The organism is Vibrio sp. 1731 (assembly GCF_033339955.1).
GTDB lineage: Bacteria > Pseudomonadota > Gammaproteobacteria > Enterobacterales > Vibrionaceae > Vibrio > Vibrio alginolyticus.
On the sequence record NZ_JAWOVO010000002.1, the window covers coordinates 294,637 to 321,560 of the forward strand.

A 26,924-nucleotide genomic window follows, 5' to 3' on the forward strand; every position below is an offset into this window, starting at 1 on the left:
TCGCTATTCGCCGACAGAATATATGTTCCTAAAGTGATCAATGAACGCTCGCGTTCTTCTTGGTAAGTGCTCACGTTTTGGGTAAAGCAGATAAAGCGGCAAAATCCCATCCGTTTGCCATTCTGGAAGCAAACTCACGAGTTGTTCTTTTTGTGCAGGTTCGAGTTTAGCCAATGCAAATTCATCTAACATGGCTACACCACAGCCAGCCAAAGTAGCATCCAACATGGACTGGACAAGATTAAAACTCAGCATACTTTCTAACTCAATGCTGCACTGCTGTTGAGTTTGCTTATGCCTAAACGTCCACTTATCTAACACCAAGTCGCGACTTTTATAAAGGATGTGCTCTAAGTCACCAAGCTCCTCTGGCGTACTTACATTTGGTTTATCAGCTAAATACGAGCGATGAGCGATCGGTTTACAGTGTAAAGTGCGTAGCTGATGGCCGACGTATCCCTCTGGGGGAGTATCGGTAAAGTAGAATGCGATATCAAACCCAGCCTCAATCAAGTCGAGAGGTGTCTCTGTGAAGATCACTTCGACGCTCACTTGTGGATGTTGCAATCGAAACTCGATCAATGTTTGGCTGAGTAACGCAGCTCCGAAAGAAGCGGACGCCGCTATTCTCAATTTTCCCGATACGATCTCGTTTGCCATGACTTGCTCATTGATCTGCTCAGCGCCTTCGAGCAGTAGCTTTACCTGCTGATAAAACCGCAAACCATCGTAGGTCAAATTAAACTGGCGCGTAGTTCGCTGAATAAGCTGCACCGACAATATGTCTTCAAGCTGTTTAAGTTGCCGACTTACATGCGCATTCGAACAATTCAGGCGCTTTGCTGCGCCAGCAATACTTCGCTCCTCGCACAAAGCGACGTAAAGTGGTACGTAGCTGAGCCATTTTATTTCCATACAGTAATTCTGAATCTCTAAAATCAAACTACTGGAAATAATAGAAAGCCTCTAAACTCTGTACAACCTAAATTTGAAAGGATGAGTTATGAGTGTTTTCGACACGTGGTTAAAAGGTCAAGTCATTAAAAATCACATCACTAATCCCAATATCATCGTTGGCGATTACAGCTATTACTCGGGCTTCTATCATCAAAAAAGCTTCGAAGAGCAAGCAGTACGCTACTTGTTGGGTGACCCCGTCACACTTCAAGAATGGCAAAGTAGAGAACCCAATAGCATCGACAAATTAATCATTGGCAAGTTTTGTTCCATCGCTTCTGGAGCCACCTTCATGATGGCAGGAAACCAAGGTCATCGCATTGACTGGATTTCGACCTTCCCCTTCTCTCCTGAAGAATTTGGAGAAGGCGTACAAGACGGTTTCGAGCGTGCCGGAGACACGGTGGTGGGGAACGATGTTTGGATTGGCAGCGAGGCGATGATCATGCCCGGAGTAAACATCGGCGATGGAGCCGTCATCGGAACACGCACCGTAGTGACGAAAGACGTGCAACCTTATTCGGTAGTGGTTGGAAACAACCAAGTCGTACGTCAACGATTCAGCGATAAAGAGATTGAAACTCTACTCAATATCCAATGGTGGAACTGGCCAATAGAACACATTAAACAAGCAATGAAAGTAATGTGTAGCAGCCAAGTCGGTGCGCTTGCGGACTACTATCAAGAGCACATTGTCGATTTGTAGATAAACAAAAGCCCACACATCTTGTTGCGACGTGTGGGCTCAGTGAGTAAGAAAGCTTAAACCGCAGCGACGTCCTCTTCTTCCAAGTTCGCCGAGACTTTAATTTCGTATTGATTGAAACGGAACGAACAACCGCCATGAGTACGCTTTGTCGTTACTTGTTCGTCGCCAAACTGCACCGTCACGCGAGTGAAGACACGCTCTTTGGCTTCGACAATATTTTCTTCTAACGCGACTTCAAAGTCATGTTCCGTTTGTTCTAGCTTTTGCTTTATCGCTTCAAGCTGCTCGTTGTTTTGTGTTTTCATCACATCAATCTGAGCTTGTTCTTCGTCGGTACGTGCGGCTTTAGGACGTTTCTTAAATTCGAGCTCTTTACGAATCACATCCATCGTTCCTTCTTGAGCGCGTTTGTATTGATCTTTAAGCTCTGCTAATCGCTCCTTAAATGCAGAATAGCGCGCGAACGCTTCTACCTTTGTGGCGGTGTCGCCTTCTACGCCCAATTGTAAGCACACCACTTTGCCACCGACTTTTGCATCTCCGCCGCTGAGCGTACCGTTCCTACCGTTCGCATCCAGCACCGTCAGATTGCGCCGACAAACAATATCGTTATTCATACTGTGCACCGCCAACTCAATATCTTCGCCGGCTTGCAAATCACAATATTGGGCGTAGCTGGCACGAATCGAACCTTTGGCTTTGACGTGACAACTCTTTGGCTGGCCATCACTCACGGTGTGGCCAATGATCCCTTTACCAACTTGAATGTCGTCTTGCGCTTGTACTTCAGCCGATTCAATGAAGCCGCCTACAGTAATAGAACCCGTCGCTTTAACAATCATGCCAGATTCAATGTTGCCACCGATAATCACATTCCCTTTGAATTTCACGTGGCCTGTATTCACGCCAACGCTATTAAGGCAGAGTGCGTTATCAACTTCGATGGTTTTGTCTTTAATCAGAGGCGTACCGGATACCGATGCAATCAATAGGTTTGGGTCTTGCTTGCTTATCTCGGTGCCCTTGCCTGGCTTCATTGGGCTGTCTTTTCCGACTTGTGGAGGAATCACTCGCCCTTGAACAGTAAAACCAGGCGTACCTTTGGTCGCAGGCGTGCGGCGCATCACCTCATCGCCTACGTCAACCGCGATAGTTTCACCGAGGTTACGTAAATCAATTTTGTCGCTAGCAGATTGGCCGTCTTTGGGTTTGAGGATGCGTTTGGTGATGTCTTTAACGAGAGGAGTAAAAAGAGCGTCTTTGCCTTTGATAGGTTGCTTACCAACCGCTACAGGTTGAGAAAAAGTTTCGCCGGGTTTGAGCTGAGTGCTGACAACCAACACTTTCTTCAAAGCCAGTTTGTTGATGCCTTTCGAAACTCGCGCTTGAGCAAGGGCTTGAACAATCTCGGGGCCACGTAAACCTCGGCCTCCGTACGCACCGACAACGTTCATACTGGCGAGCATGTCATTATTCGATAATTCGACCTCAACTTGCGCGTTGCGTTTTTCCGCAATGACGATGCCTTCGTAGGCCTCGGCTTTACGTTCTTTGGCGCAGTTAATGAATCTCACGACTTCCCCCTCAACAACAAACATCCTTTCAGCGTTCATTGCGACGAGCTGCTCGTTTAATTCATTTTGATTTAGCTCACCACCGAGGTCCACTTCTCCCGGAAGACGGGCTATCACCTTGGTCTTATCTTCAGATAACTCAAGACACAGCTTCCACATACCCTTACCACTTTGCTTCCCATCAACACTTTCAGTCTAACCAAATCCGTTTTCTGAACAAACCTCGCATTTCTTATTATAGGGCTCACGTCACTAAAGAAAGTAATCCATCAATAACGGTTAAACAGCATATTAAGAGAAAACTCGATTTAACCTAAAGCTCAATCAAAATACACGCTGAAACAAAAAGGAGCTGGATTTACAGTGTAAAATCAGCTCCCAATAATTTCATTTACAGTGTAAATTTCCCTTTATTGTTTACAGTGTAAATCGCTCCAAATGTGTCTTACTTCGTCCCTTAACTGCTGCTCAACTTGCCTTCTTCCAGGTAAACCAAATTGCTGAGCACATTCAGTCCAACTACGGTTAAGAAAAAGCTTACTAATCATCAAGTCGGAAACAGAGTTCAAACCTAAATTAAGTAACCACTGTTGAAGCCACACAGACACAGACTCATAACTGTTACCACCATCAGCATAACATTCAATTAGTAATAACTTAGCGGGATGAAGTGGACTCATTCCCAAAGGTTGCGGCAATAGAGCTCGAAAAATAGGGGCTTCTAATTTTGGATAGACGTCAGCCACATTGTTAGACAACATTTCTTCAAATAGCGCCTGAGATTGGTCGACCCAAGCCGTCTGTTGGGAATCACAAGGTTTGACCATCAAGACTGAATAACAACCGCTAGCAGCATCGCGCATTGACCCTAAGCGAATTGTACGGAAGTTCGATTGTCGCCAGAAATAGAGCAACTCTTCCGTCGCACCAAAACTCGTGGATAAGTAGGCAATGTGTTTAGCAGCCATTTGCTCAAGTTGCTGCAGAATTTTTTGACCAATGCCTTTGCCTTGCAATGCTGGATGAACCGCAATTCTCATGACTCGCAGCGTCGATAGATTCGCGACATTCGGGAATCCTAGGTGGTTTGCAATCGTAATTGGGGCTAAGTGTCCTTTAGGACGACGCTTACCAAGCTGGATTTCTTCAATCAATTCATCGTCAAGGCCCCCCTCTTCGACCGCTAATATCACCCCCACAACCGCATTATCTTGCTTAGCAAAATAGAGCTGACTGTTGTCGTCTTGCAAAAGGTGAATCAAATCATTCGGCGAGGTCTGATAATGAGCATTCACCAAAAGAGCGAAGCACTCACGCAGCAAACTAGGCTGCGATATCAAATTGTTCTTATCGGCTTTAGAAAGGGAAATTGAGTCGACCTGGTTAAGTTGATGGTGCGTTAACTCCGCATCCAACAAAAACGCGTCATAGAGCCATGATTCGAGCGCATCATTCATGCTCCAGCGGATGGGCTGTGTCATGTGCCATGTTTTCATTCCCGAACGCTGTTTCTGAAGCCAATCAACAAATTTAATCGTAAAGCCCCGACCACAACCTTCATAACCATGAACAGTCGTAGAAAAAACGAGTCGATGATAATGTTCGGTAATGCTTTTGAGCATAGGAACTGGAATTGCAGCCGCTTCATCGACAAGTAACAAATCACATTCAGGTCTGCTCGATAGAAGTTCGTCAGGAGCAATGAATTGAATGCCTCCCTGCCCTGATTCTAATCTGTCCTTCCTAATACGCTGCGCATTAGGAAGTAGCCGCAAAGCATGTTGGTAAACAGGCTCAACGGCTTTTATAGATGGTGCCGTAATTAAGATTCTAAGTGGCTTCTGCTGTAATAAGCTCGCACACGCAATGCCGAGGGCACTTGTTTTTCCGCGCCCACGATCTGCGGTCAAAACTAACGGTCGCTTTCGATGTCCTGTCACCACCTTTTCAATTAGAGAAATGGCATGTTCTTGTTCCGTGTAGTGGCTTTCTTTTTCTGCTTGCTTGATGTCTGGAGCCGTTGGCAATGGTTTGTCTTGCTCAATAACAACGAGCTTCTCCCATTGTTTGTGCATCCATTGCTGAGCAAAATTCGCATTTTGTCGCAGCTCAGTAATGACAATAAGAAAACCGCCGCCAACCAATGAGCCAAGCGCGGCGGTAAAACTATTGGCGTCAAAGCCATTTCGAGCATCAAACAATAGAACGTCACACTCTCTGCCTAGCAACATGTGCCCTTGTTTAGACGAAACACTGGATACGTTTTTCAAACCAAAATCACCAACAGAAAACCAACGTTGATGGCGCTGCGTTTTATGGAACTCTGACATCAACGCATTTTGCCAAGAAGCCTCGCCTTGAATGACAATACCAATCCTTTGGAAAGATTGGTGAGCTTGATGTTGAAGTGATGAAAGGAAATCAGATTGTGTCTGCATTTTGTCTATCCAACGTTGAACTGACGCAATGGTATCACATCTTTAATTTGACGCTTCTCAGATATAAAAAAACCGCCCAGAGGCGGTTGATTCAATCATCATTTGTTATTGCAGTTTGGTTTGTACAAACGCAAGAATCTCTTCCATTAAGCTGTCGTCAACTTTCTTCAAGTTCAACGCCAGGCTGCTACCTTTTCGGCTATAGCTTGCTCGACCTTTAACTAAGTCGACTTTTTCCGTCTTCTTACCAGGTTTTGCTGGTGCAAGTTCAGTAATCCAATTTTCGATGCTTTCCGTGACTTCTTTTGTCAGACGAGCAACGCCTTGAGCTGTGCTTCGCTGCCATAAAAACCCTTCGCTAGAGCGACATTTATCTAACAGCTCTTGCTGCTGCTCTGGCGTCAGCGTTGAAAACTGTTTGTGCAGTTTCACGATAGTTGGACGACCGAGATCGCCAACATTCGGATACGCTTGAAGCAGTTCTAACGGTAATGCTGCGGCTTTTAAAGCGCCACTTACCAACGCTTCACTGCACTGGAACATTTTTGCCAATGCTTTCTGATCTTCAGCTTCACCACTATCAAGCTTAGCCTGCATCTCTTTCCCTTTTTCATATAAAGAGAGCGGCTTGTGAGCATTTGCCACATCAGACAAAAACTTAGCATGGTCAGTATTAATGTTGTCAGCAACATAAACCAAAAAGTCTTGTTCAGCGAGGATACAAGACATGCGACGACGGCTACCATCTAAAACTTCGATCTTGCCATCTTCAGTTCTACGACCCACAGCTGGATATTGTTGGCCACGCTCTTTGAGTGTGACTAAAACATCAGATAAAGCATGTTCGTTTAAGAACGATTGCTCACGAGCGTTATCAACAAATACTGTTGTTTCTGTCGCAACTTTATTTGCAGGAATACGCACAAGTTCAAACTGAACAATATTTTCACCTGCAACTGCTAGTTCAATCGTTTGAGCTTTCTCTTTTGCCGCAGTTTGCGCCTCTTGCGGAGTCACAACACGACGCTTATTCGTTTTGCCAAATAATTTCGCGTTTAATTCAGACGTTTTCAAAGCCATTTACTTATTACCCCTGATTCAATGACGGCCAATTAGAGTGCAGCACACGCTCTAATTCCAGTGCGCTTTTATGAACAGCGTCTTGCGCGGTAGCTAGTGTCTTCTTACCGCCTTCAAAATCGCTTACTGTCAGATCAAATACTGTGCTGTAGGTATCGGCACAGGTTTCAAACGCACGGCTACGAGGAATAGTAGCCATCATAACTTGGTCACCTAGAAGATAGTTCATTTCAGTTAAAACAGAAACTTGCTTCTTATTGTCGTCCTCAAACATGGTTGGCATCAAGCGAACAAACTCAAGACCATTCCAGTCCTCCGGGAACATTTCATATACCGTAGGCAAATGCTGGAAGAAGTTTACTGTTGAAGCCCAATCCAGACGCTTAGCCGCACAAGGAATTAGCAAGGCATTTGATGCATACATAGCATTCCATACTAATGGGTCAACGTGTGGACCGGTATCAATCATAATGATATCGAAGTCATCAGCAATTTTATCAATCAGTTGCTCTTTCAGCAGACGGACGATATCGAGTGATGGGTCTTCAGATAGCGTTTGCCATGCTTCCGCATTAAACATCGCGTCTTCTGGAAACGCTGAAATCGACTTTAAGTTCGGATATTGCGTTGGCAGCAATACGTTTTTACGTAAAAATTCACTGTCAATTTCCACACCATCAGGCACGTTACCCAACATAATGTCTACCGCAGAATAGATATTATCATGCTCTGCCATGCTGATTTGCGGGTTGAGGAATAAACGTAGCGAGCCTTGTGGGTCTAAGTCGATTAAACAAATACGGTATCGTTTATCCAAATTTAGCGCTAAACATGCCGCTAAATGAACCGCGGTCATTGATTTACCTGTACCGCCCTTTTGGTTCTGCACATTAATAATCCAAGGTTTGTTACCTGAATTCTTTTTACGCTCATGAAATTTAGGCACTTCAGCCGCATCCATGAGCATGTGTGCTTCTTCTAACGTAATTGAATAATGATTCGCGTTGTTTTTAGTAAATTGATGCCCAGCGGCTTCCATTTTACCAATCGCGTCGTCGAGCTTACGGCGAGTTAGACCAGAACGGGTTTCCATCATCGCTTTCGACATTGGTGGGAAGTAGTTATCGCTTCGCTCTTCTAAAACAATTTCAATACGGTCAGCTTGAACCTGCTGAGTCAGCTCCGCTAACTCAAGAAGGTTTTCAATCGTTTTTTCTCTTTTCATGCCAAATTCCGTTGGAAGGATTTATAATTGCAATTGTACAGCAGTAAAGACCAAAAACAACAAAAAGGTGCACGAACATTTTGAATTACCATCACATAAAAAAACACCCAAATCGACGCTTTTATGATTTATGGTCAAAAAGATAACTATTTTTAATCAAATAATCTTCTCATAAGTGGACACCTAAACTTAAAAATAAAAAGTGTTACAGCGTCACTCATTTACAATGTAAATCAATTTTCTACCGGAACGATTATAATCTTAAGCTAAATTACGGGTTATGTTAGACCAACCTAATTTAAACGATAAATAGTAAGTAATATCGGAACAATAAAGACCTGAACACCTTGATCATGTCTCCGAGCAAAATAGGGCAGTTCCAGCGAAACATCTATGGAAGTATGATCAAGGCATGCTTATGATCATGCTTCCGTGTTAATAAGCAAATCCGAAAGCATGATCATGGAAAAATAGAGCAGAGTACGGTGTAAACACGCAAATAAAATAAGATCCATTAATCGGAAATATGATCAAGCCTTAGAATCTCTCGGAAGCATGAGTTTTCTTCTCTGATTTACGGTTGAGTGCAGACAGAACGGGGGATTGAGCAGAAATTGACGTTATAGAAGCCGGAACAATGAAATTGCTCAAGTTGCTATGATAAATCACGCTCTCATGATCATGCTTCCTGTAAATAAGCAGAGACTAGGATTTACTTCTAAATATGAGCGACTTGAATGTATTTTAATCAGATGAGTGATATCTCATCAATATGGGCGCCAGAACGATAGATATATTGGCTCTTGATCATCGATCCGAGTATAAATAACATCACCAATGCACAATATAATCATCGTGAAGATCATTATTAAATACTGCATCTGTGGATAACCTGTAAAAACATCATGATCATCGTTTCAAGACTCTTTTGATCATCTTTTCATAACCTTAATGATCATGCTTACGAATAAATATGATCATGCTTTCAGGTTATTGTTGATCATACTTTCAGACTTCTTATGATCATAGTTCCGAAACACATGGAAATAATAGTCTTATAGAACAAAAGCTTAGCGAGAAATTTCAAGCCAGATCATTAGATCATATAATCAATTAAGATCAGATTAATCAAAAAGATCAGTTATTTAAAAACAATCTTTTTTCTTTATTTATGATCTGTTTTTCTTTATTCTTCGGAACCATAGCACAACTACGGCTAGTGTGATCTGGATCTAAAATGACGGCTGATGAAAAAATTCTGATTAAAGCACCGAGAAGCCACAAAGATGGCCATCTTTTTGAGGTACATGAATCCTCTGCGGATTGGGTAGAGCAGTACCAACATTTCAAAGGGGTGACCAAAAGCATCTTAGAGTTGCTTAATCTGATCTCATTACGAGGCTTCAGCAGCAAGGATGGTTTGGTTTCAACCACAGAGATTGTGGAAGCAACAGATGGGCAACTCACACGTGCAGCCCTGCAACAACGTTTGCGCGCGGCAGTAAATATTGGTTTATTTACTCAAACTCCAGTGCGTTTTGAAGAGGGACTTGCTGGTAAAACGATGCTACATAAATTTGTGAATCCCAATCAGCTTATATCTGTGTTGGGAGCAACAAGTCTCGTTACCGACAAAGTTCGTCAGAACGAAAAACAAAAACGTTCGAAAGCATTGGCTCAGACTCAAGTAAACAAACGTTTGTTGAATGAGCACGGGTTAAACACACCTCCCACGATGAAAGATGAAGCCGATCAATTTGTTGTATCTCCAACAAATTGGGCTGGGATCATTGACCAAGCACTTGCGCCACCAAGAACTCGAAAAAGTTATCAGAAATCCATGGTGTCGATCTCTGGCACTAAAGCCGTTATTGAGACGCGATCATCCAAAAATATCATGACTGTGGATGATCTCATGACCCTGTTCGCTCTCTTCACGTTAACGGTTCAGTATCATGATCATCACAAAGATCAGTATCAGCTTGATGCGGCTCACGTACCAAACAAAACGCCGCTATACATCACTGATATTTTGTCGCTCAGAGGCAAAAAAGACAGTGGCCCAGCTCGTGATTCCATTCGCGATAGCATTGATCGCATTGAATTCACTGATTTTCAGCTCCATGAACTTACGGGACGTTGGCTAAGTGAAAACATGCCAGAGGGCTTCAAAAGTGATCGTTTTCGTTTTCTTGCTCGAACCATCACGGCCTCTGAAGAGGCACCTGTGGAGGGAAGCGATGGTGAAATTCGTATCAAGCCAAACTTATATATTTTAGTTTGGGAACCTTCGTTTTATGAAGAGCTGTTAACGCGCGATTATTTCTTCTTGTTTCCGCCAGAGATCTTGAAACAACATACTTTGGTGTTTCAACTGTACTCTTTCTTCCGTAGTCGCATGGTTCGTCGTCACACGGATTGCATGCTACTGAGTGAGTTAAACCAGAAACTTGCACGTAACATTGAATGGCGACGTTTCTCCATGGATCTGATCCGAGAACTAAAGCGTTTGTCTGATGGAAAAGGGAATGATGATCTATTCGTCGTTAATTTGTGGGGTTATCACCTGACGATCGAAACCATGATCGAAAATGACAAAGTGATGGACTACCAGATCGACATCAAATGTGATGTCGAAGAGGTCTTACGTTATTCACGAGCGCGAACGACCAACGCAGGAAAGCGTAACATGGCGCCTACGCTGCCAAACCCACTTCGTAATGAGATGGTAACCCGACAACAGCTTGAGGAGCTCTCAGGCATCATAGACGGCGAATTTGAGCCCATTCAACGCAAAGCACCGTCTCCAAGAGGAAATTTAGGGCGACGCGTGAAGCAAAGAAAACATTTGGTAGAGATCAATGCTGATGAGATCACCATTACTCTATCTAAATATACCTCACCAGAGGCTCTAGAACGCAGTATAACGGCTTTGTCTGCGATGACAGGGCACTCGTACGCCTCAATCAAAGAAGAGTGCTCAGATTACATAGAGAAGCTCGATTGGCTAAGGGTAGGGGATGAGCCGATTCCTTATGAGACATTAAGTAAAACCGTCGAGCTGTTTAACACCCAGAACGATGTTAAGCATCTTACCATCGAGCGCTTGATTGCGGGGTTAGCGGTGCGTCGGAAAGTTTGTCGTCAAATCTTCGATGGTCACATGGATGAAATGGTATTTCGTGCCTTGGATGAAATGGCGATTTAAAAGTGTCGCTTGATGTGTATCAAGCTATAGGTGTGATGTATCGGTTTGAAATGTAACAATGTCTTTCGATGATAAAAAACAGACTTAACTCTTACAAACCACTGACATTAGAAGCCAAGCCTAATACTACTATTTATCCCGAATAGACAACCTTTTGTCCTTTCTGATGATTAATAGATTGGCTCATATTGTTACATTCATTCTGAATAGACTTCGCGAGTTTCTCCTCAGGAAACTCGCTTTTTTTTGCCTAAAATTCCGCTAATTAAGCCTTGATCATTTTTCCGGACTAATGAGGTAAACCTTGATCATGCTTCTTGGGTTCATTCCAATGTAATGAACGCATCAACGCAACATGTGATTCGATTAAGCTATGGGCTTGTTCCTGCCACTTGTTTTGATCACACTGCTGATTACAAAACTCTAACGCCACAACGGTGAGATGCTGAAGTCGTCTCAAACACCAATCTTTGATCAGAATATCAGTCGAGACTTGGCATGCTGCTTGTTCAAGCTTTGCACTCGTATAAAGCAAGGTTTGATATGCTTTCTGAGGGTCTTGGTAGCTTGCATGTTGAAACACGCGTAAACATCCATCCAACCAGCAAGCAATCGCTTTACTTTGAAGATCACTCAATTCGGGTCCAAACACGTCATCAGGCACCTGATATAAGATCGTTTCCAATTTTTCTACTTGATCATGTTTCCGCTGTTCGTACCACATGGCGATTTGATCTTGCCAAGTACTCAAATCCATTACGCTGCCTCAGTCCATTGTTTTACATAGTGATTTGGCCCTATTTGATCAAATTCGTCGACAATTATGCTGCTACGTTGACGAATTTCATCGGCATCTATCGAATAGTTTGGCTCATTTTTCACTAAGTTACCAAAAGGTAAGTCAGGATCAGGAACGGCAGAAATCAACAGCTTAGTATAAGGATGCTGCGGATTCTTAAGTATTGAATGAGTGTCGCCCCATTCAACGATTTGCCCTTTGTACATTACTGCGGTTTCTTCCGCGATGTAGTGCGCAGTCGCCAGATCATGTGTGATGTATAAAAAACCAATTCCCAGTTCTTGCTTCATTCGTTGCATTAAATTCAACACTCCCAAGCGAATAGAAACATCCAGCATAGACGTTGGCTCATCCGCAAGAATGATTTGCGAACCTACCGCTAAAGCCCTTGCTAAGTTTACTCGCTGACGTTGCCCACCACTGAGTTCGTGAGGGAACTTATTCAATGTCTCTTCAGGTAGTTCCACCAGCTTTAGAAGCTCTTCCAAGCGGGCTGGGATGTCGCGCTCGTTTTTGACTTGTTTATGAATTTTTAAAGGACGTGTTAGGTGATGGCGAATGGTATGAGTTGGATTGAGAGAGCCAAACGGATCTTGAAACACCATTTGTACTTTACTGCGATATTCTTGTAGAGCCGATCGTGACGTGATCTCATTTATGTCAGTGCCATTGAAAAGGATCTCGCCTTCCGTTGCAGGATAGACTTTGGTTATTAAACGAGCGCAAGTACTCTTACCGCAGCCTGACTCTCCAACCAAAGCCAAGGTTTTTCCTGCGTACAGATCAAAAGTCACTCCTTTAAGCGCACGAAAGGTTTCCTCTTTCGCTAAACCACCGCCTACTTTGAATTCTTTAATCACATTTTTCATTTGGATGATAGGCTGGCTCATGGTTACGCTCCTTGTAACTCTGGTTGTTTGTGGACGTCATGGATGTTTGGGAAAGAAGCCCAAAGCTTTTGCGTGTAGGGGTGTTGAGGATGATTGCGTATATAGTATGCTCGATTGACTTCGACGATTTCTCCGTGACGCATGATTGCAATTCGATCACATAGTTGGCTCATGAGTGCCAGGTCATGAGTGATAAAGAGGACTGAAAAACCGAACTCATCTCTAAGCTGATAAATTTGCTGTAAAATTTCTCTCTGTACCACTACATCTAATGCTGTTGTGGGTTCATCCATAATGATCAGTTTTGGATTTAGAGACAAAGCAATGGCTATCACCAACCGCTGACGCATTCCTCCTGAAAATTGATGAGGATATTCTGCTAAGCGTTCTCGAGGAATATTGACCAAGTCCAACAACTTTTCTGCTCTATCTTTTGCTTGAGCGTTAGTGAGGCCTTGATGGTGTCGTAACACATCTGCAAATTGCTCTTGTATCGTTAAGACAGGGTTGAGTGAGTTCATCGCGCTCTGGAACACCATGGCGATTTCACTCCACCTTAGAGCGGTCAGTTCAGAGTCTGAGATACTAAGGATATCTTTGCCATCAAACCATATTTTACCGCCAGAAATGAACGCTGGCGGCTTATGAAGACGATTTATTGAGAATGCGATTGTGCTTTTACCACATCCAGATTCACCGGCAAGACCAAATACTTCGCCTTTGCCGATATCAAAGCTGACGGACTTTACCGCATTAAAATCACCATTATCAGTGATGTAATCGACGCACAAATCTCGGATCTGGATGATCGGGTCATTGTGGTATGCATGACTTAAGTTAATACCATCCATATAAACACCTTACTAATCTAAAAGATAATTATTATCATTATCAGGTGTGGCGGTTTTTAGAAAGTATCAAGCTATGAATCAGTGAAGTGACTCGAAAGTTAGGTTAAACAGGAAGTGGTGTAATGCGTCGTTGATAAAACTAAAGAAGAGCAGAATTGAGAGCTAGATCAGCACACTTTTCGTAGGGGGAACTACTCAAATTTAATCGTAAATTTGTCCCTTGGCAAAACTTAAATGATGAATCTATTAAGGAGTTAACGAAAGGGCGGGAGGGGTCACATTTCCCTACAGTTTTTCTTACCACCTTGTTCCGGTTTTGCTATAGATTACGCATCGAAAACATGGTGTGTTCGGAGGAAATATGTCCATTAATTCTATCGACCATGACGAGATGACCAACATCGCTCACAAATGGGAATTACCTGATGAGGAAACCGTTGTGAAGCCAGAGAAAACAGTGAAATCAGCAGAAGCCAGAAGACGCATTGAAGCGTTACGTGAGATCCGTGAAAGTGGGTTGACCATTGAAGAAGCAAGGGAGCTTGGCTTGATACACTGATCGCCTCAGGTTGGTTTAGCAACCCATAGGGTAGTCGACGGACTGCCCTTTTTATTTTTTCACTCTATTACTCTCTTATTCAAACTCTCCATTTATCTGTCTTGCGCCTCAAAAGCACGAGTTTCACACTCACGTCCCGTCCCGAAGAAGTTTGACAATCTGACCTTGTGTTACTAGATATATCAGTAGCGATATGCTTTTTGTTGATTATCGCAACCACAAAGCAAGGAGCGCAAGTATGGTTGATCAAATCCTTTTTTATGAGCCCGATGAGCCCCACGGTTTTCTCTCAAATTTTTGCCATGCCCCAGTCAATATCTCCTCCCAAACTTGGCCCACCAGCGAACATTATTACCAAGCACAAAAGTTTCTCGATGCTCAGTTGCAAAGTAAAATTCAGCACGCAAGCACTCCTGACGAAGCGTTTGCTTTAAGCCGCAAATACGAACACTTTGTCAGAAGCGATTGGGACGATATAAAGTTGGCTGTTATGGCTTTCATCGTTAGGGAAAAGTTTCTACAAAATCCACCATTAGCGCAGCAATTAATGAGAACGGGTAACGCTTGCCTAACAGAGCATTCTCATAAAGATGCCTTTTGGGGAGACGGGGGAGATGGTAAAGGAGAAAATCATCTAGGAGAGATTCTGATGAATGTTCGAGCAGAGCTGAGACATGTTGAGCCTTACAATCTCGTGAAGTTTATCGATAAAGCCAAATTGCCCACCCAGTGGGGCACATTTATGATGTACGGCTTTATTGAAGCCGCGACAAATAAAGAGCATCTTGCTCTGGTCTATGGCGAGCCAACAAAAAGTGCAGCACCACTTATTCGGTTGCATTCGGAGTGTCTTACCGGAGATGCTCTATTTAGCACGCGTTGTGACTGTGGTTTTCAGCTTAATAGAGCGCTACAAAACATCGTCAAAGAGGGATGTGGCGTGCTGCTTTATTTACGTCAAGAAGGGCGTGGAATCGGCTTGATTAATAAAATTCGTGCCTATCACTTACAAGATGATGGCGCAGATACCGTGGAAGCAAATGAGCGTTTAGGTTTTGCCGCTGATATGCGTGATTACGCGTTCTGTAAAGGAATGCTAGAGCATTTGGGGATTGACGCTGTGCGTCTAATGACGAATAACCCACGCAAGCTCGCCGCCTTAAAAGCGGTTGATATTAACGTCATTGAACGAGTGCCATTACAAGAAGGGAATAACCCAAGTAATCAACATTACCTGAAAACCAAGGCGAGTAAATTGGGGCACATGTTTGATCCTAAGTTTGTTAACCACATTAAGTAAGTGCTACAGATTTCCCAGAAACAAAAACGCCAACGTATCATCGTTGGCGTTTTTGTTAATGAGTTGATTCATTGATACTTTTGAATGATTTCATCAATTTCCCCTGAGGCTTTTAATTCAACGAGTCGTGTATTGATGTAATTTTGAGTTTCTGGTTGCATTTGAGGTGAAAAAGCTAGGTAGATTGAGTAGTCAGGAATAACCGAGCTGAAAGGCTGTATCTGAAAATTCTCTAACTGCAAATTGAGTCGCTTTAAGTTGTAAAGGACTCGGGATTCCATCTCGACAAAAGCTGTATCTCCAGGGGTTCGGCTTATCACTCGGTATGCGGCGTTGTAGTCTTTCACGCGCATTTCATTGACACTGCCATTTTCAAAGAACGGTGTTAAATTTGGATAATCAAACCCCAGCAGTAATACAATAGAACGACCATGCATGGTATCCATATTTTTGAATTCTAAAGGCTTCTCGCTACTCGACACCAGTACATGTTTTACAGTGTAAATGGGCTCCTCAGATAAATTTTCCGATTGCACCTTGCCCCAGTTCGGGCTGCCATAAGTTAACCAGTTTGGCTCAGCGCCTTCTTCCAATATGGAAATCATACGTTTAAATGGATAAGTATGATAATTCACTTGGTAATCCGACTCCGCGAAGATAGCGCTGACGATATCGGTCACAATTCCGGAGTGCATTTGTCCCTGTTGTTCAATTTGAAATGGTCGAGCTTGTTCAGCAATGACGTAATAGTTCACTTGATTTGCGGTCACATGAGAACTTACAACAATTAAGCTAAAAGCCAATCTAAGTAGAAGTCTTTTCATCGTATCCTCGATTATTATTTGTGCGTAGCTATATTTAGAGTAGCGCAAGTTTATCGGAGCGGTTTCATATGGATGAAAAAGAGCGATCTCAACGTCGTTTTAGTATCGGCAACCAACTTATGTTGGCGGTATTAACGTTGAGTTTAATCTTTACGGTCATCATTTCTACAGTGAGCTTATATCGAGTTTTTCACGAAGATTTAGCCCATTTAGATGTTGAATTAAAGCAGGTTGAGTCTAGCTATTTATCGAGCTTTTCTGCGAGTTTGTGGGTAGAGGATAGGGAGCTGTTGCTGACACAAGCTCAAGGTGCAATGCGTATGCCCTCGGTGGACTACTTGCGTATTGCTAGTGAAGACGAAGTTATCATTGAATTAGGTTCGGCGCTTTCTGAGGATGTTGTCGAGAGAAGCTGGCCGATGCAGTATCGGGTCGGCGATAAAACGTATGATCTCGCGATATTAACGGTTCAATCGGATCTTAGCGCGATATATGAAGATCTTTGGCAGCAGTTCTTTTTTCTACTTACGACAGAAGCGATCAAAATTCTTGTCCTCATCATTGGTGTTCTTTGGGTGGCGTTTCGCTTGTTGGTCAATCCGTTACAATTGCTGTCTGGTGCGGTGAGCGATTTTCGTGGCGGTACAGTGCCGAGTAAAGTGACTCTCCCTAAACGATGGTGCTTTGATGAAGTGAGTGTTTTGGCAGAGAAATACAACCGAAGTGTTGAGAAAGTGAAAGAGCACCAGACTGAGTTAGAGGCTGAACGCGATAGGGCAGAAGTCGCTAATCGTAAAAAAAGTGAGTTTCTCGCCACTATGAGTCATGAGATCCGCACACCGATGAATGGCATTATTGGTGTGTCGTCGTTGCTCAATGACACCGACCTCGATCCCCAGCAAAAAGAGTTTGTAGAGATCATTGACAGTTCTTCTCACTCACTAATGACGATCATCGACGACATTTTGGACTTCTCTAAAGTTGAAGCTGGCAAAGTAGAGCTGGAATACACGAGCTATGATCTTCGCGAGCTACTTGACGATGTCATCAGTTTACATAGTGTCAAAGCCAAGCAGAAAAACTTACAGCTGCTCAGCGATATTGATCCTCACTTGCCAATGGAAGTGCAAGGTGATGCCACACGATTGAAACAAGTTCTGAACAATTTGTTGAGCAACGCGATTAAATTTACCGAGCGCGGCCATGTGAAGCTTCTTGTAGCGTTATCTCGACTTGATGGAGAGACCGCTCATATCCGGTTTCGAGTTGTGGATTCTGGTATTGGTATTGCGAAAGAGCACCAACAAGCAATCTTCGAACGCTTCCAACAAGCTGATGGTAGTACCACCAGAAAGTATGGTGGGACAGGGCTTGGTTTGGCGATAGCTGCACAGTTGGTTAACTTGATGGGAGGGGAAATACAACTAACAAGTGAGCTTGGGCTGGGAAGCTGTTTTGAATTTTCGATTCCTGTTGCTGTAATAAATGCGCAATCGACCTATACCGACCAACTTAATGTATTAGATTTCCCGAAAGCGGAAGACAACGAAATCAGCCCTCAAGATAATGATAAACCTTGGGTATTGGTTGTTGAAGATACCATCGTCAATCAGAAGGTAGTTCGCATCATGTTAGAAAAACTGGGTGTGCGAGTGAGTGTTGCCAACCATGGCGAAGAAGCATTGCAGCTGTGTGATCAGCAGCCTTTCGATTTGATTTTTATGGACTGCCAAATGCCTGTGATGGATGGGTTTATTGCTACGGAGCGAATTCGAAAAATGGGAGAGTGGGGGAAACACGTTCCAATTATTGCGCTAAGTGCCAATGTCATTAAAGAGGATCAGCAACATTGCTTCGATGTTGGGATGAACGAGTTCGTGGCTAAACCCGTTACCAAGACTCGATTACAACAAATATTCGAACAGCATTTGCCAAAAGCACTGAAAATCAGCGCTGTGCCTAAATAGTTAACTTGAAATCGATCAAGTTAAGTGCGTTTCTATTCTGTAATTGTAACTCTGTGTGATATAGTGCCCGGCTAGTATTTAAAGTACCTTGAGGCTGTGAATGTCGTTTAATCTATCCCTATTGCCGCCTGACGAAAAAAACAAAATCGAACTGGATAAGCAGGCGTCGTTTTTGGTTTGGAAGCTCAGAGAGGCCAAATCTGGTCCTGAAGCAATAGAAGAACAGTTGTCCAAGATTAACGATGCTGATGAAAAGGCGTTTTTTCAGCAATCGGTCGAAAAGTACAAACGAGTAATGGGTGTCGCTTAACGCGAACCGTGGCAATGGTTCAATCCAATGTGACGAATGAGGTAACCTCCCTATTCCTTTGCTAAGCGAAATTGAAAAGGTTTCGCTTTTTGCTAAAATCCTTCGCATTAAATTTGAATTTAGAGAGACATCCCGATGGGAAGAAGTTTTGAAGTGCGCAAAGCCTCTATGGCGAAAACTGCAGGCGCGAAAATTAAAGTTTATTCCAAATACGGTAAAGAAATTTACATGTGCGCGAAAAACGGTGGTGGTGATCCAGACATGAACTTGTCTTTGAAACACCTGATCGCAAAAGCGAAAAAAGACCAAGTTCCTGCGCACGTTATCGATAAAGCGATCGACAAAGCGAACGGTGGCGGTGGTGAAGACTACACTCCTGCACGTTACGAAGGCTTCGGCCCTGGCGGTACTAGCGTTATCGTTGACTGTCTAACAGACAACGGCAACCGTACTTTCCAAGATGTACGCCAATGCTTTGTGAAAGTCGGTGCGAAAATTGGTGTTGAGGGCTCGGTTTCTCACATGTTCGACCACCAAGCGGTATTCCAGTTCAAAGGCGACGATGATGAAATCATCCTAGAAACGCTAATGATGGAAGACGTAGACGTTACTGACGTTGAGCTAGAAGACGGTGTTATCACTGTATTCGCACCTCACACTGAATTCTTCAAAACAAAAACTGCGCTTAACGGTGCATTCCCAGATCTAACGATCGATGTTGAAGAAATCACATTCGTTCCGCAAACTCATACGCCTGTATCGGGTGAAGATGCTGAGAAGTTCCAGAAATTCCTAGATCTTCTAGATGACTGTGATGATGTTCAGCAGGTTTACCACAACGCAGAGCTGTAATTAATTCGCTCATATCGTTGTAAAAAGGCTTCCTCAGGGAAGCCTTTTTTTGATCGCTTTTTCTCAAGCAGAGCTATGCGTTACGATATTTGGAATAACACAGCGACATGATTACACCAAAACAGATACCTTGAGTTAGCATCGCCGTGCCGCCATAGCTAAAGAAGGGAAGTGGGCTACCCATTACTGGCAACAAGCCACTCACCATGCCCGTATTGATAAAAGCATACAGAAAAAAGCTCATCGCTAATGCGCCACTTACCAGCCGACTAAAAAAGTGGTCAGACTGACATGCAAGCAACATAACGCGTGCAGTAATAAACAAGTACAATGCGAGTAAGACTAAACTGCCAACAAAGCCCCATTCTTCCGCATAGGTCGAAAAAATAAAGTCCGTATGACTTTCTGGAATAAAGCCAAGTGTTCCCTGCGTTGCATTCATCCAACCTTTGCCTTTCATACCGCCTGAGCCAATCGCAATCAAAGATTGGATGATTTGGTAGCCCGAACCCAGTGGATCGGACTCAGGGTGCAAGAACTGTGTTACACGGCTCTTTTGATAGGTTTCCATAACGAAGAACCATAAAATAGGTGTTAACGTTAAAATGCTCGCAATAAACCCGCAGATTATTTTCCAGCTCATGCCAGCCAAAAACAAAACGAACAATGCATAAATGATGGTAAAAACTGCACCGTCTAAATCCGGTTGTAGCGCGATTAACCCAGCAGGAATCATTGTAATAAGTAAGCAAAACGCAATTTTCCGACTGTCTGGTCGACCTCCTTCAATATGCAGCATCCAGGCGATCATGATTGGAATGGAAAGTTTGATTAGCTCAGACGGTTGAAAGCGGAAGAAGCCGATATCGAGCCAACGTTGAGAGCCATTGGTGCTATCACCAAATAAAGCGACAGCAAGTAGCAGAGCAACCGCAATAATGTAGAGATATGGAGCTGAGCGCTGATAGCTGGACGCTGGAATCGAGGACATGACCAAGATACAAACTAATGTCAGTCCGCAGCGCGCCAAATGTTTGAAGAGCATCGCCTCATTAAAGCTACTGGCACTCCAGAGAGTGAGCGAACTTAACAGCATGATCGGAATGATCGCCATTAGCAGTGGCAAATCAACTCTTGGGAAATAACGCTTATTCATTTTCAACGACCTAATAACGCACCTATTTTGAGTGCGAAAACAACTAAAACTCGAAGAGTTCAAACTATTCCGATGCTAAGAATCTCGATTCGGAAACAACAGACACCATGCAAAGGTGTGTAAGAAAGGAGAGTGCGACACTGTCTGTTATGGGTAGTTGTGAGATGGATAAATACACTAGCCTCAGATTTTAAGCTAGTGTTTTTATTGTGACTGCCGTAAAAATGTAGCGTTACGAATGAGCGGAATTGTATTTTCTGTTTAAGTGAATGTCATTCATCCTCTCTCAATACCATTCACTCTGCATAACTGCCATTGGTCGCATGCAAAAGCAGCGTGCGACCTTCTCCCTTAATCTGAAACCATCAAATCACGTTCAACTAAGGACAGTACATGATGGTTTCTCAATCTCGCTCAATCAAAGCTCTTAAACTGGCAAGTACGTTTATCGCCGCATTTGCACTTAGCAGCAATCTGGCTCTGGCTAATCCAAGTGAGCGCACACTCAGTCAATTCAACCAAGCAGCGCAAGGTGACTCTGGCTTAGTTGATACCGTTTACGGCGAATTATCCAAACAACTCGAAGAGCAAGGCGCAACGCCGGTGACCTTGGTTTACTTGGGCAGTGCGGAGACGTTGCAAGGTCGTGAGGCGTTTATGCCTTGGAACAAGATGAAGTTCACCGAGCGCGGTCTTGCCACTATCCAAAAAGGTTTGGATTTAATGGCGAATCAGCCAGTTCCACTGCAAGAGCAACAGCGCTTACAAGGCTTGCCGGAATACCAATTAGCCACCGCCATGGCAGCTACTACGTTTACCTCTCTGCCAGACATGTTCAATCACTTTGAGCGTGGCTACGAGCTGTACCTTTCTCTGCTCGATGAACCGAGTTTTAGTCAGCAACCTTTCGCCGCAACGTCTTGGATTTATCGCTACGCCATTGAAGCAGCACTAAGAGCTGAAGATGTTCAACAAGCCAAAACATGGTTGGCGCAAATGGAGCAGTTAGGTGATAGCAATCTAGAAACGCAAACCGCAAAAGCGTTGTTAGCGAAATATTAGGGAGGCGCCATGATCGTATTTAATCAACTTAGCCGTGATTACGCCCTTGGTAGCCAAACGGTACGTGCATTGCGAGACGTGTCTGGTGAAGTGTTTTCCGGCGAAATGGTGGCATTATGCGGACCGTCTGGCTCAGGCAAAAGCACCTTACTTAACGTGCTTGGCATGCTGGATACTCAATACCAAGGTCAGGTGACATTTGCAGGCAGCCCATACCCAACCGGACAAATGCAAGCGGCGAAAATGCGCCGCGAAAAGCTTGGCTTTGTGTTCCAAAAATTCAATCTTGTGCCCGTGATGACGGCGCTAGAGAACGTGGCGTATCCGCTGCATCTCAACGGCTTTTCAAAAGCAGAACAAACCGAGCTCGCCACACAAATGCTAGAACACGTTGGCTTGGGCGAGTTTATTCATCACATGCCCGATAACTTGTCGGGAGGTCAGCAGCAGCGTGTGGCAATTGCTCGTGCGTTAGTACACAAACCGGCGTTGGTGATTGCCGATGAACCCACTGCAAGCCTTGATAGCCAAACTGCCAATAAGGTCATCGATATCATGAAAGGGCTCGGACACGAGCTTGGCACCACTTTTATCGTCGCCACACACGACCCTCGTATGGCATCTCGCTGCGATCGAACCATTGAGTTGGTGGATGGCAAAATCACCCAAACGCACGCAAGTGTGGAGGAGGTTTCATGGGCAAGCTAATTCCCGTTTCGGTTCGCCTTGCTTGGTTGAACCTGCAACGCAATCGCCGTCGCAGTTTGTTGTCGATGTTGATCATTGCCATTGCCGTGTTTGCGTTAACCAGTGCGGGCGGTTTTGGTCTGTACACCTACGACAGTTTGAAAGAGTCGACAGCGCGTGACACGGGGCATCTGACGTTAACCACACCGGGTTACTTCGCCAAAGAAGAAGAGATGCCACTGAGTAACGGTTTAACTCATGCAGACGACATTACCAAGCAATTGATTGGGTTGAATGAAGTGCGAGGTGTGCAACCACGAGTTGAGTTCAGTGGTTTGATTTCCAACGGTAACAAATCATCTATCTTTATTGGCATTGGCGTGAACGAACGTGAATTCGATATGAAAGGACCGTTTTTGGATGTGCGCGAAGGGCAGACGCTGTCCAACATTCATGCATCGCGTTATGACCCAGCGGAGCCAGAAGTGATGCTCGGTGTTGATTTGGCGAACAACCTAAGCGTGCACGTTGGCGACTGGATTACCTTGCTGGCGACCACTACCGACGGCGCATTGAACGCGTATGACTTCAAAGTTCGTGGCATCTATTCAACAGGCGTGCCTGAGCTTGATAAACGCCAGCTTTACGTGCACATCAACAGCGCACAATCGTTGTTGGGCTCAGACAAAGTCAGCGCGTTATCGGTCTTCCTGTTCGACACCAGTTTAACGAGCCAAGTCGAGCAACAAGTGGCTTCGGTTCTGAGTAAGCAAAAGCAGAACTTTGGCGAGCAAGATATTGAGATCACGCCTTGGCAAGAACGTGCGTTCTTCTATCTCAAAGTGAAAGATTTGTACGACCGTATCTTCGGCATCATGGGCGCAGTAATGGCACTGGTGGTATTTGTCGCGCTGTTTAACACCATGACCATGTCGGTCACGGAACGCACCCGTGAAATCGGCACCTTGTCAGCACTTGGTAGCTACCCTCGCGAAATCATTGCTGGGTTCTTGCGCGAAGCAGGGTTGCTTGCGGTTATTGGCAGCTTAATTGGCGCTTTGTTTACTGGGTTAGTTACCGTCTTACTGATGGTCGTGGATGTGCAAATGCCGCCACCGCCAGGACGCACAGAAGGTTACCCATTAACGATTTACTTCTCTTGGGAGCTGGTGGCTGTCGCAGGATTCGCAGTATTGATGATTTGTTTGGTTGCGGCGTTTTTCTCGGCGCGCAAAGGGGTGAACAAGCCAATTACGGAGGCACTGATTTATGTTTAATTTCAAATCACTATTACCAATTGCATTGCTGACGGCAAGCGGCGTTGTAAGCATGAATGCCAGTGCGAATGAAACAGCGTTAGATGCACAGCAAGTCGCGCAATTGATTGAAAAAGCCGACAGCTACCGCTTGCAAGATGATTCCTCCAAAGTGGTGTCACTGGTGCGCTTATATCAAGACCAAGAATTAGATAAAACTCGCCTTTACCACGTGTACACGCGTCCAAATCGTGAATCGCTGGTGGTATTCAAATCGGCGGTTGAAGCAGGGCAAAAGATGTTGATGATGGGCGACAACTATTGGCTACAAATGCCGAAGAGCCGCCGTCCGATTCGCATTACGCCAATGCAAAAGCTGCTTGGTGAAGCGTCTATCGGCGACATCTCAACGCTGACGTGGAGCCAAGATTATCAAGGTGAATGGAAAGCGACAGAAACCGTTTCGGTAAACGGGGAAAGTGTCGCGGCTTATCACCTTGCTTTAACCGCGAAAACCAAAGGGGCGAGCTATCAGAAGATCGACTTGTGGTTGTCTGAGCAAGATGCGTTTCCAATTAAAGCTGATCTTTACTTGCGCTCTGGCAAACTCGCCAAGCAAGCGCAATACGGACGTGCAACTGACAACGGTGAAGACTACGTCAGTGAGATGACCTTGCTCGATAGCATTCAGCCGAGCAAAAAGACCGTTATCGAGTATCAAGAAATCGTGCCTTGGCAACTGGATAACAAGTTCTACAACCCAAGCTATCTGCCTAAAGCCAATACGACTCAGCTTTAGCCTGAACTCCGTAAATAGAACCATGAAAACGAGCAAGGAAGTTACATGAAATCGCACCAGCCTAACCTTAACAAAAGCACCAGTTTGTTGATTGCTGCCTCATTGTGTGTGGGCGCGTCAGCCCCTGCTTTTGCCAATGATGAACTGAGTTTTGAGTGGGATTGGGCTGTCAGTTACGAAACGGTCAAGCAGCGTGATAGCGCATTTATGCAGGCGCAGAGCAGTTCTCGTGATTCACTTAATGCACTGTTGGATGTGCAGGTGAATTATCAGAACTTCAGTGGTTTGTTCGCTCTGTATAGCCAAGGTTTGTACCTCAATCAACAAGGTGAGAGTGACTGGTGGAGTGAAGCTGATAACCAGTTGCTGATTAGAGAGCTGGCTTGGCTAGGGGAATGGCAAGTCGGTGATACCACTCTGGATGTGAGTTTAGGTAAGTTGCGTGTGGATTGGGGCGTCGGTTATGGCTACCGACCTTTGGGTCTGTTTAAGCCTTATCGACAAAACCCTGTTGGCTTAGTCGCAGAAGAGGGGGCGGGTGTGTTTTCACTTTCACACTATGATATGGCCGGCGAGTGGACCGTCATTGCGACCGATTCAAGCTGGGGGCAACAAAACCAAAGTGCACTTGATCAAGCCGCAGAGCAACAAGGTATTGGTATTCGTCGTTATGCGCTGGTGGGTGACACAGAATATCAGCTGATTGGTTATTACGATGATGTGCGCCGAGGTTTGCTTGGCGCCAGTGCCATTGCGGTGTGGGATGAATCCATCGCCATGCACGGAGCAATGCTGTGGCAAAAGCAAAGTGTCGGCTATCAGTTTCAGCAGGATGATCTCTACCAACCTGTTTCGGTTGAGGAGCAGGGCTGCGCATTCCAAGCCTTAGTTGGGGTGAACTGGGCAAACCAAGCCGGACACAACGTGATTGCTGAATATTGGTACGACAGCCGAGCATGGTCGAAAAGCGAATGGCAACAAGCAATAGAGCGTGGCGAATTACTCTCTCAGATCCCTGAACCTAACAACTCTCTGTTGGCTAGCAGCGCTCTACTTGCGACAAGCTATGCCCAAGGGTTTCAGCATGCCAATATCGTTCAGCATAACGTAATGCTGCACTGGAGTTGGGATGTGGAAGCGTGGGCTGCATGGAACGGTAAAGCGGATATGGGCTGGCTAAGTGATGTAACCCCTACGTTGGATGTGATGTTGTCGCCACAAGATGGTGGTGTGATTATCACGCAGTGGCTTAACTACCAATGGATTGATAATGGTGATCAAAGTGTAGAAGTGGAAGTTGCCGCACGCTTTTTAACCGGAGACGACCAATCTGCTTACGCACAAATCAATGATAAGCATATGATTGTATTTAACATCAAAGGGAAATTCTAAATGTGTTCAGCAAAATCAGTGGTGAAAAGTGGATGGCCGCGTAGCTTATTAGTGACCACGGCATTTTGTCTCTTTATCGCAGCAATGACGCTCTCGGTTTGGGGCGGTCCATTTTACATTCATGTGGCGGTTAGCTTTGGATTTGGCTATTCGGCTATCTTCTTCTCATGGTTGATTGACCGTTTATTTCCAACCATCCCACGTATAATAGAAGTGGTGTGTTCGCTTGTTGCCTGTTTATTGTTTGGGGTGATTAATGCGCAATTTTGGCTCGGAGAGTATTTTGGTATCTCCGATATGATCCCTGTTGGCTTAATGGGATTACTGTTTAGCGGTATGTGTTATTTCTATTTTTACTCGCGTGAGAAAGAGGCGGTTGCTCAACGAGAGTTGGAAGCCATCAAGCGCGAGAAAGCAGAGCAAGATCGTGCGCTCTTGCTGAGTCAGCTTAAGCAGATGCAAAGCCAGATTGAACCGCATTTTCTATTCAATACCTTGGCGAATATCAGCGCGCTCATGTCGCAAGATGTCGATAAAGCCAAGCTGATGCTAGAACAGTTGACCGCGCTGCTGCGAGCAACGCTAAAAAGCTCACGCGAAGAACACACCACCATAGACAATGAAACGGCGTTACTTGAGGCTTACTTAAGCATCCAACAAACCCGTTTGGGTGACCGACTCAGCTACAAGATTGAGGTTGAAGAGGGACTAGGCAGAACCGAGTTACCGCCGATGATGCTCCAACCTTTAATCGAAAACGCCATCATCCATGGTATTGAACCGAAGCGAGAAGGTGGCGAAGTCAGCTTACTCATTAAGCGCGAACAACAGAACTTGAAGATTGAAGTCAGAGACACAGGTGTTGGCTTGAATCACGTGAGTGGGCACATGGGGTCTGGCGTGGGTCTAAGTAATCTCAAGCAGCGAGTTGAAGCTTTGTTCGCAGGTCAAGGAGAGGTTTCTATCAGTGAGTCTGCTCAGGGTGGCGTTTGTGTTCGCTTGCGCTGGCCAATGGAATCGTAATCAAGG

Annotated in this window: 23 protein-coding genes; 13 read left to right on the forward strand and 10 right to left on the reverse strand. The window is 44.6% G+C overall.

The window, feature by feature from the left end; translation table 11 throughout:
• Positions 1-3: 3 nt before the first annotated feature.
• A complete protein-coding gene (locus R7035_RS04020; RefSeq protein WP_318145975.1) occupies positions 4-915 on the reverse strand; it encodes a LysR family transcriptional regulator in 912 nt (303 codons plus the stop codon).
• An 88-nt stretch (positions 916-1,003) separates the two neighbouring features.
• On the opposite strand from R7035_RS04020, the gene catC reads away from it, so the two are divergent.
• Complete coding sequence (gene catC / locus R7035_RS04025; RefSeq protein ID WP_213917285.1) at positions 1,004-1,663, forward strand: type C chloramphenicol O-acetyltransferase; 660 nt, start codon at positions 1,004-1,006, stop codon at positions 1,661-1,663.
• Between the two features lie 56 nt (positions 1,664-1,719).
• Here the strand turns inward: catC and R7035_RS04030 are convergent, their stop codons facing one another.
• The 4 genes from R7035_RS04030 to R7035_RS04045 form a co-directional block, all read right to left on the reverse strand.
• Entirely contained in the window at positions 1,720-3,399 is a 1,680-nt protein-coding gene (locus R7035_RS04030; RefSeq protein WP_318145976.1) for a FapA family protein, read from the reverse strand.
• A 251-nt stretch (positions 3,400-3,650) separates the two neighbouring features.
• Positions 3,651-5,678 (reverse strand): tRNA(Met) cytidine acetyltransferase TmcA, encoded by a 2,028-nt coding sequence (locus R7035_RS04035; RefSeq protein ID WP_132936205.1) that lies wholly within the window; start codon positions 5,676-5,678, stop codon positions 3,651-3,653.
• Positions 5,679-5,783: 105 nt separating this feature from the next.
• Entirely contained in the window at positions 5,784-6,758 is a 975-nt protein-coding gene (locus R7035_RS04040) for a ParB/RepB/Spo0J family partition protein (RefSeq protein ID WP_005374504.1), read from the reverse strand.
• A gap of 7 nt (positions 6,759-6,765) precedes the next feature.
• Complete coding sequence (locus tag R7035_RS04045) at positions 6,766-7,983, reverse strand: AAA family ATPase (protein WP_005374503.1); 1,218 nt, start codon at positions 7,981-7,983, stop codon at positions 6,766-6,768.
• A 1,237-nt stretch (positions 7,984-9,220) separates the two neighbouring features.
• Between R7035_RS04045 and R7035_RS04050 the strand changes: the two genes are divergently transcribed.
• Entirely contained in the window at positions 9,221-11,191 is a 1,971-nt protein-coding gene (locus R7035_RS04050; protein WP_017635223.1) for a replication initiator protein RctB domain-containing protein, read from the forward strand.
• Positions 11,192-11,480: 289 nt separating this feature from the next.
• Here R7035_RS04050 and R7035_RS04055 read toward each other — a convergent pair whose 3' ends face one another.
• Genes R7035_RS04055 through R7035_RS04065 form a run of 3 tightly spaced genes read right to left on the reverse strand, consistent with a single transcriptional unit; the run spans position 11,481 to position 13,731 of the window.
• Positions 11,481-11,948: a hypothetical protein gene (locus tag R7035_RS04055; protein WP_047102478.1), complete on the reverse strand. Its 468-nt coding sequence runs from the start codon at positions 11,946-11,948 to the stop codon at positions 11,481-11,483.
• Entirely contained in the window at positions 11,948-12,880 is a 933-nt protein-coding gene (locus R7035_RS04060) for an ATP-binding cassette domain-containing protein (protein ID WP_065275568.1), read from the reverse strand. The genes R7035_RS04055 and R7035_RS04060 overlap by 1 nt, the downstream gene beginning before the upstream one ends.
• A 2-nt stretch (positions 12,881-12,882) precedes the next feature.
• Complete coding sequence (locus tag R7035_RS04065) at positions 12,883-13,731, reverse strand: ABC transporter ATP-binding protein (protein WP_318145977.1); 849 nt, start codon at positions 13,729-13,731, stop codon at positions 12,883-12,885.
• Positions 13,732-14,092: 361 nt separating this feature from the next.
• On the opposite strand from R7035_RS04065, the gene R7035_RS04070 reads away from it, so the two are divergent.
• Positions 14,093-14,290: a PA3496 family putative envelope integrity protein gene (locus tag R7035_RS04070; protein WP_005374493.1), complete on the forward strand. Its 198-nt coding sequence runs from the start codon at positions 14,093-14,095 to the stop codon at positions 14,288-14,290.
• A 238-nt stretch (positions 14,291-14,528) separates the two neighbouring features.
• Complete coding sequence (gene ribA / locus R7035_RS04075; RefSeq protein ID WP_081107475.1) at positions 14,529-15,590, forward strand: GTP cyclohydrolase II; 1,062 nt, start codon at positions 14,529-14,531, stop codon at positions 15,588-15,590.
• Positions 15,591-15,658: 68 nt separating this feature from the next.
• Here ribA and R7035_RS04080 read toward each other — a convergent pair whose 3' ends face one another.
• Positions 15,659-16,414 carry a substrate-binding periplasmic protein gene (locus tag R7035_RS04080; RefSeq protein WP_033907241.1) on the reverse strand — a complete coding sequence of 252 codons (756 nt, stop codon included), beginning with the start codon at positions 16,412-16,414 and terminating at the stop codon, positions 15,659-15,661.
• Positions 16,415-16,482: 68 nt separating this feature from the next.
• Between R7035_RS04080 and R7035_RS04085 the strand changes: the two genes are divergently transcribed.
• From R7035_RS04085 to R7035_RS04095, 3 genes are all read left to right on the forward strand, one after another.
• Positions 16,483-18,381, forward strand: a complete 1,899-nt coding sequence (locus tag R7035_RS04085; protein WP_017633805.1) for an ATP-binding protein — start codon at positions 16,483-16,485, stop codon at positions 18,379-18,381.
• 100 nt (positions 18,382-18,481) lie between these two features.
• Positions 18,482-18,691, forward strand: a complete 210-nt coding sequence (locus tag R7035_RS04090; RefSeq protein ID WP_005374484.1) for a DUF3283 family protein — start codon at positions 18,482-18,484, stop codon at positions 18,689-18,691.
• Positions 18,692-18,826: 135 nt separating this feature from the next.
• Positions 18,827-19,543, forward strand: a complete 717-nt coding sequence (locus tag R7035_RS04095) for a YebC/PmpR family DNA-binding transcriptional regulator (protein ID WP_005374482.1) — start codon at positions 18,827-18,829, stop codon at positions 19,541-19,543.
• Positions 19,544-19,616: 73 nt separating this feature from the next.
• Here the strand turns inward: R7035_RS04095 and rodA are convergent, their stop codons facing one another.
• The gene (gene rodA / locus R7035_RS04100; protein ID WP_186585557.1) at positions 19,617-20,699 is read right to left on the reverse strand and encodes a rod shape-determining protein RodA; all 1,083 of its coding nucleotides are present in this window, start codon (positions 20,697-20,699) and stop codon (positions 19,617-19,619) included.
• Between the two features lie 393 nt (positions 20,700-21,092).
• On the opposite strand from rodA, the gene R7035_RS04105 reads away from it, so the two are divergent.
• Genes R7035_RS04105 through R7035_RS04130 form a run of 6 tightly spaced genes read left to right on the forward strand, consistent with a single transcriptional unit; the run spans position 21,093 to position 26,918 of the window.
• On the forward strand, positions 21,093-21,761 hold the full coding sequence (locus R7035_RS04105; RefSeq protein WP_017189795.1) for a hypothetical protein: 669 nt from the start codon (positions 21,093-21,095) through the stop codon (positions 21,759-21,761).
• Between the two features lie 9 nt (positions 21,762-21,770).
• The gene (locus R7035_RS04110; protein ID WP_005383201.1) at positions 21,771-22,469 is read left to right on the forward strand and encodes an ABC transporter ATP-binding protein; all 699 of its coding nucleotides are present in this window, start codon (positions 21,771-21,773) and stop codon (positions 22,467-22,469) included.
• On the forward strand, positions 22,457-23,725 hold the full coding sequence (locus tag R7035_RS04115) for an ABC transporter permease (RefSeq protein ID WP_258490011.1): 1,269 nt from the start codon (positions 22,457-22,459) through the stop codon (positions 23,723-23,725). The genes R7035_RS04110 and R7035_RS04115 overlap by 13 nt, the downstream gene beginning before the upstream one ends.
• A complete protein-coding gene (locus R7035_RS04120; protein ID WP_191116174.1) occupies positions 23,718-24,503 on the forward strand; it encodes an outer membrane lipoprotein-sorting protein in 786 nt (261 codons plus the stop codon). The genes R7035_RS04115 and R7035_RS04120 overlap by 8 nt, the downstream gene beginning before the upstream one ends.
• Positions 24,504-24,548: 45 nt before the next feature.
• Entirely contained in the window at positions 24,549-25,895 is a 1,347-nt protein-coding gene (locus R7035_RS04125) for a hypothetical protein (protein WP_318145978.1), read from the forward strand.
• A complete protein-coding gene (locus tag R7035_RS04130; RefSeq protein ID WP_258490009.1) occupies positions 25,896-26,918 on the forward strand; it encodes a sensor histidine kinase in 1,023 nt (340 codons plus the stop codon).
• The last annotated feature ends 6 nt before the right edge of the window (positions 26,919-26,924 follow it).

What these genes read in the sequence shown, in the direction of transcription:
- R7035_RS04020 (WP_318145975.1), bottom strand. Translation starts at nt 915, where the DNA reads ATGGAAATAAAATGGCTCAGCTACGTACCACTTTACGTCGCTTTGTGC.
- catC (WP_213917285.1), top strand. Translation starts at nt 1,004, where the DNA reads ATGAGTGTTTTCGACACGTGGTTAAAAGGTCAAGTCATTAAAAATCAC.
- R7035_RS04030 (WP_318145976.1), bottom strand. Translation starts at nt 3,399, where the DNA reads ATGTGGAAGCTGTGTCTTGAGTTATCTGAAGATAAGACCAAGGTGATA.
- R7035_RS04035 (WP_132936205.1), bottom strand. Translation starts at nt 5,678, where the DNA reads ATGCAGACACAATCTGATTTCCTTTCATCACTTCAACATCAAGCTCAC.
- R7035_RS04040 (WP_005374504.1), bottom strand. Translation starts at nt 6,758, where the DNA reads ATGGCTTTGAAAACGTCTGAATTAAACGCGAAATTATTTGGCAAAACG.
- R7035_RS04045 (WP_005374503.1), bottom strand. Translation starts at nt 7,983, where the DNA reads ATGAAAAGAGAAAAAACGATTGAAAACCTTCTTGAGTTAGCGGAGCTG.
- R7035_RS04050 (WP_017635223.1), top strand. Translation starts at nt 9,221, where the DNA reads ATGACGGCTGATGAAAAAATTCTGATTAAAGCACCGAGAAGCCACAAA.
- R7035_RS04055 (WP_047102478.1), bottom strand. Translation starts at nt 11,948, where the DNA reads ATGGATTTGAGTACTTGGCAAGATCAAATCGCCATGTGGTACGAACAG.
- R7035_RS04060 (WP_065275568.1), bottom strand. Translation starts at nt 12,880, where the DNA reads ATGAGCCAGCCTATCATCCAAATGAAAAATGTGATTAAAGAATTCAAA.
- R7035_RS04065 (WP_318145977.1), bottom strand. Translation starts at nt 13,731, where the DNA reads ATGGATGGTATTAACTTAAGTCATGCATACCACAATGACCCGATCATC.
- R7035_RS04070 (WP_005374493.1), top strand. Translation starts at nt 14,093, where the DNA reads ATGTCCATTAATTCTATCGACCATGACGAGATGACCAACATCGCTCAC.
- ribA (WP_081107475.1), top strand. Translation starts at nt 14,529, where the DNA reads ATGGTTGATCAAATCCTTTTTTATGAGCCCGATGAGCCCCACGGTTTT.
- R7035_RS04080 (WP_033907241.1), bottom strand. Translation starts at nt 16,414, where the DNA reads ATGAAAAGACTTCTACTTAGATTGGCTTTTAGCTTAATTGTTGTAAGT.
- R7035_RS04085 (WP_017633805.1), top strand. Translation starts at nt 16,483, where the DNA reads ATGGATGAAAAAGAGCGATCTCAACGTCGTTTTAGTATCGGCAACCAA.
- R7035_RS04090 (WP_005374484.1), top strand. Translation starts at nt 18,482, where the DNA reads ATGTCGTTTAATCTATCCCTATTGCCGCCTGACGAAAAAAACAAAATC.
- R7035_RS04095 (WP_005374482.1), top strand. Translation starts at nt 18,827, where the DNA reads ATGGGAAGAAGTTTTGAAGTGCGCAAAGCCTCTATGGCGAAAACTGCA.
- rodA (WP_186585557.1), bottom strand. Translation starts at nt 20,699, where the DNA reads ATGAATAAGCGTTATTTCCCAAGAGTTGATTTGCCACTGCTAATGGCG.
- R7035_RS04105 (WP_017189795.1), top strand. Translation starts at nt 21,093, where the DNA reads ATGATGGTTTCTCAATCTCGCTCAATCAAAGCTCTTAAACTGGCAAGT.
- R7035_RS04110 (WP_005383201.1), top strand. Translation starts at nt 21,771, where the DNA reads ATGATCGTATTTAATCAACTTAGCCGTGATTACGCCCTTGGTAGCCAA.
- R7035_RS04115 (WP_258490011.1), top strand. Translation starts at nt 22,457, where the DNA reads ATGGGCAAGCTAATTCCCGTTTCGGTTCGCCTTGCTTGGTTGAACCTG.
- R7035_RS04120 (WP_191116174.1), top strand. Translation starts at nt 23,718, where the DNA reads ATGTTTAATTTCAAATCACTATTACCAATTGCATTGCTGACGGCAAGC.
- R7035_RS04125 (WP_318145978.1), top strand. Translation starts at nt 24,549, where the DNA reads ATGAAATCGCACCAGCCTAACCTTAACAAAAGCACCAGTTTGTTGATT.
- R7035_RS04130 (WP_258490009.1), top strand. Translation starts at nt 25,896, where the DNA reads ATGTGTTCAGCAAAATCAGTGGTGAAAAGTGGATGGCCGCGTAGCTTA.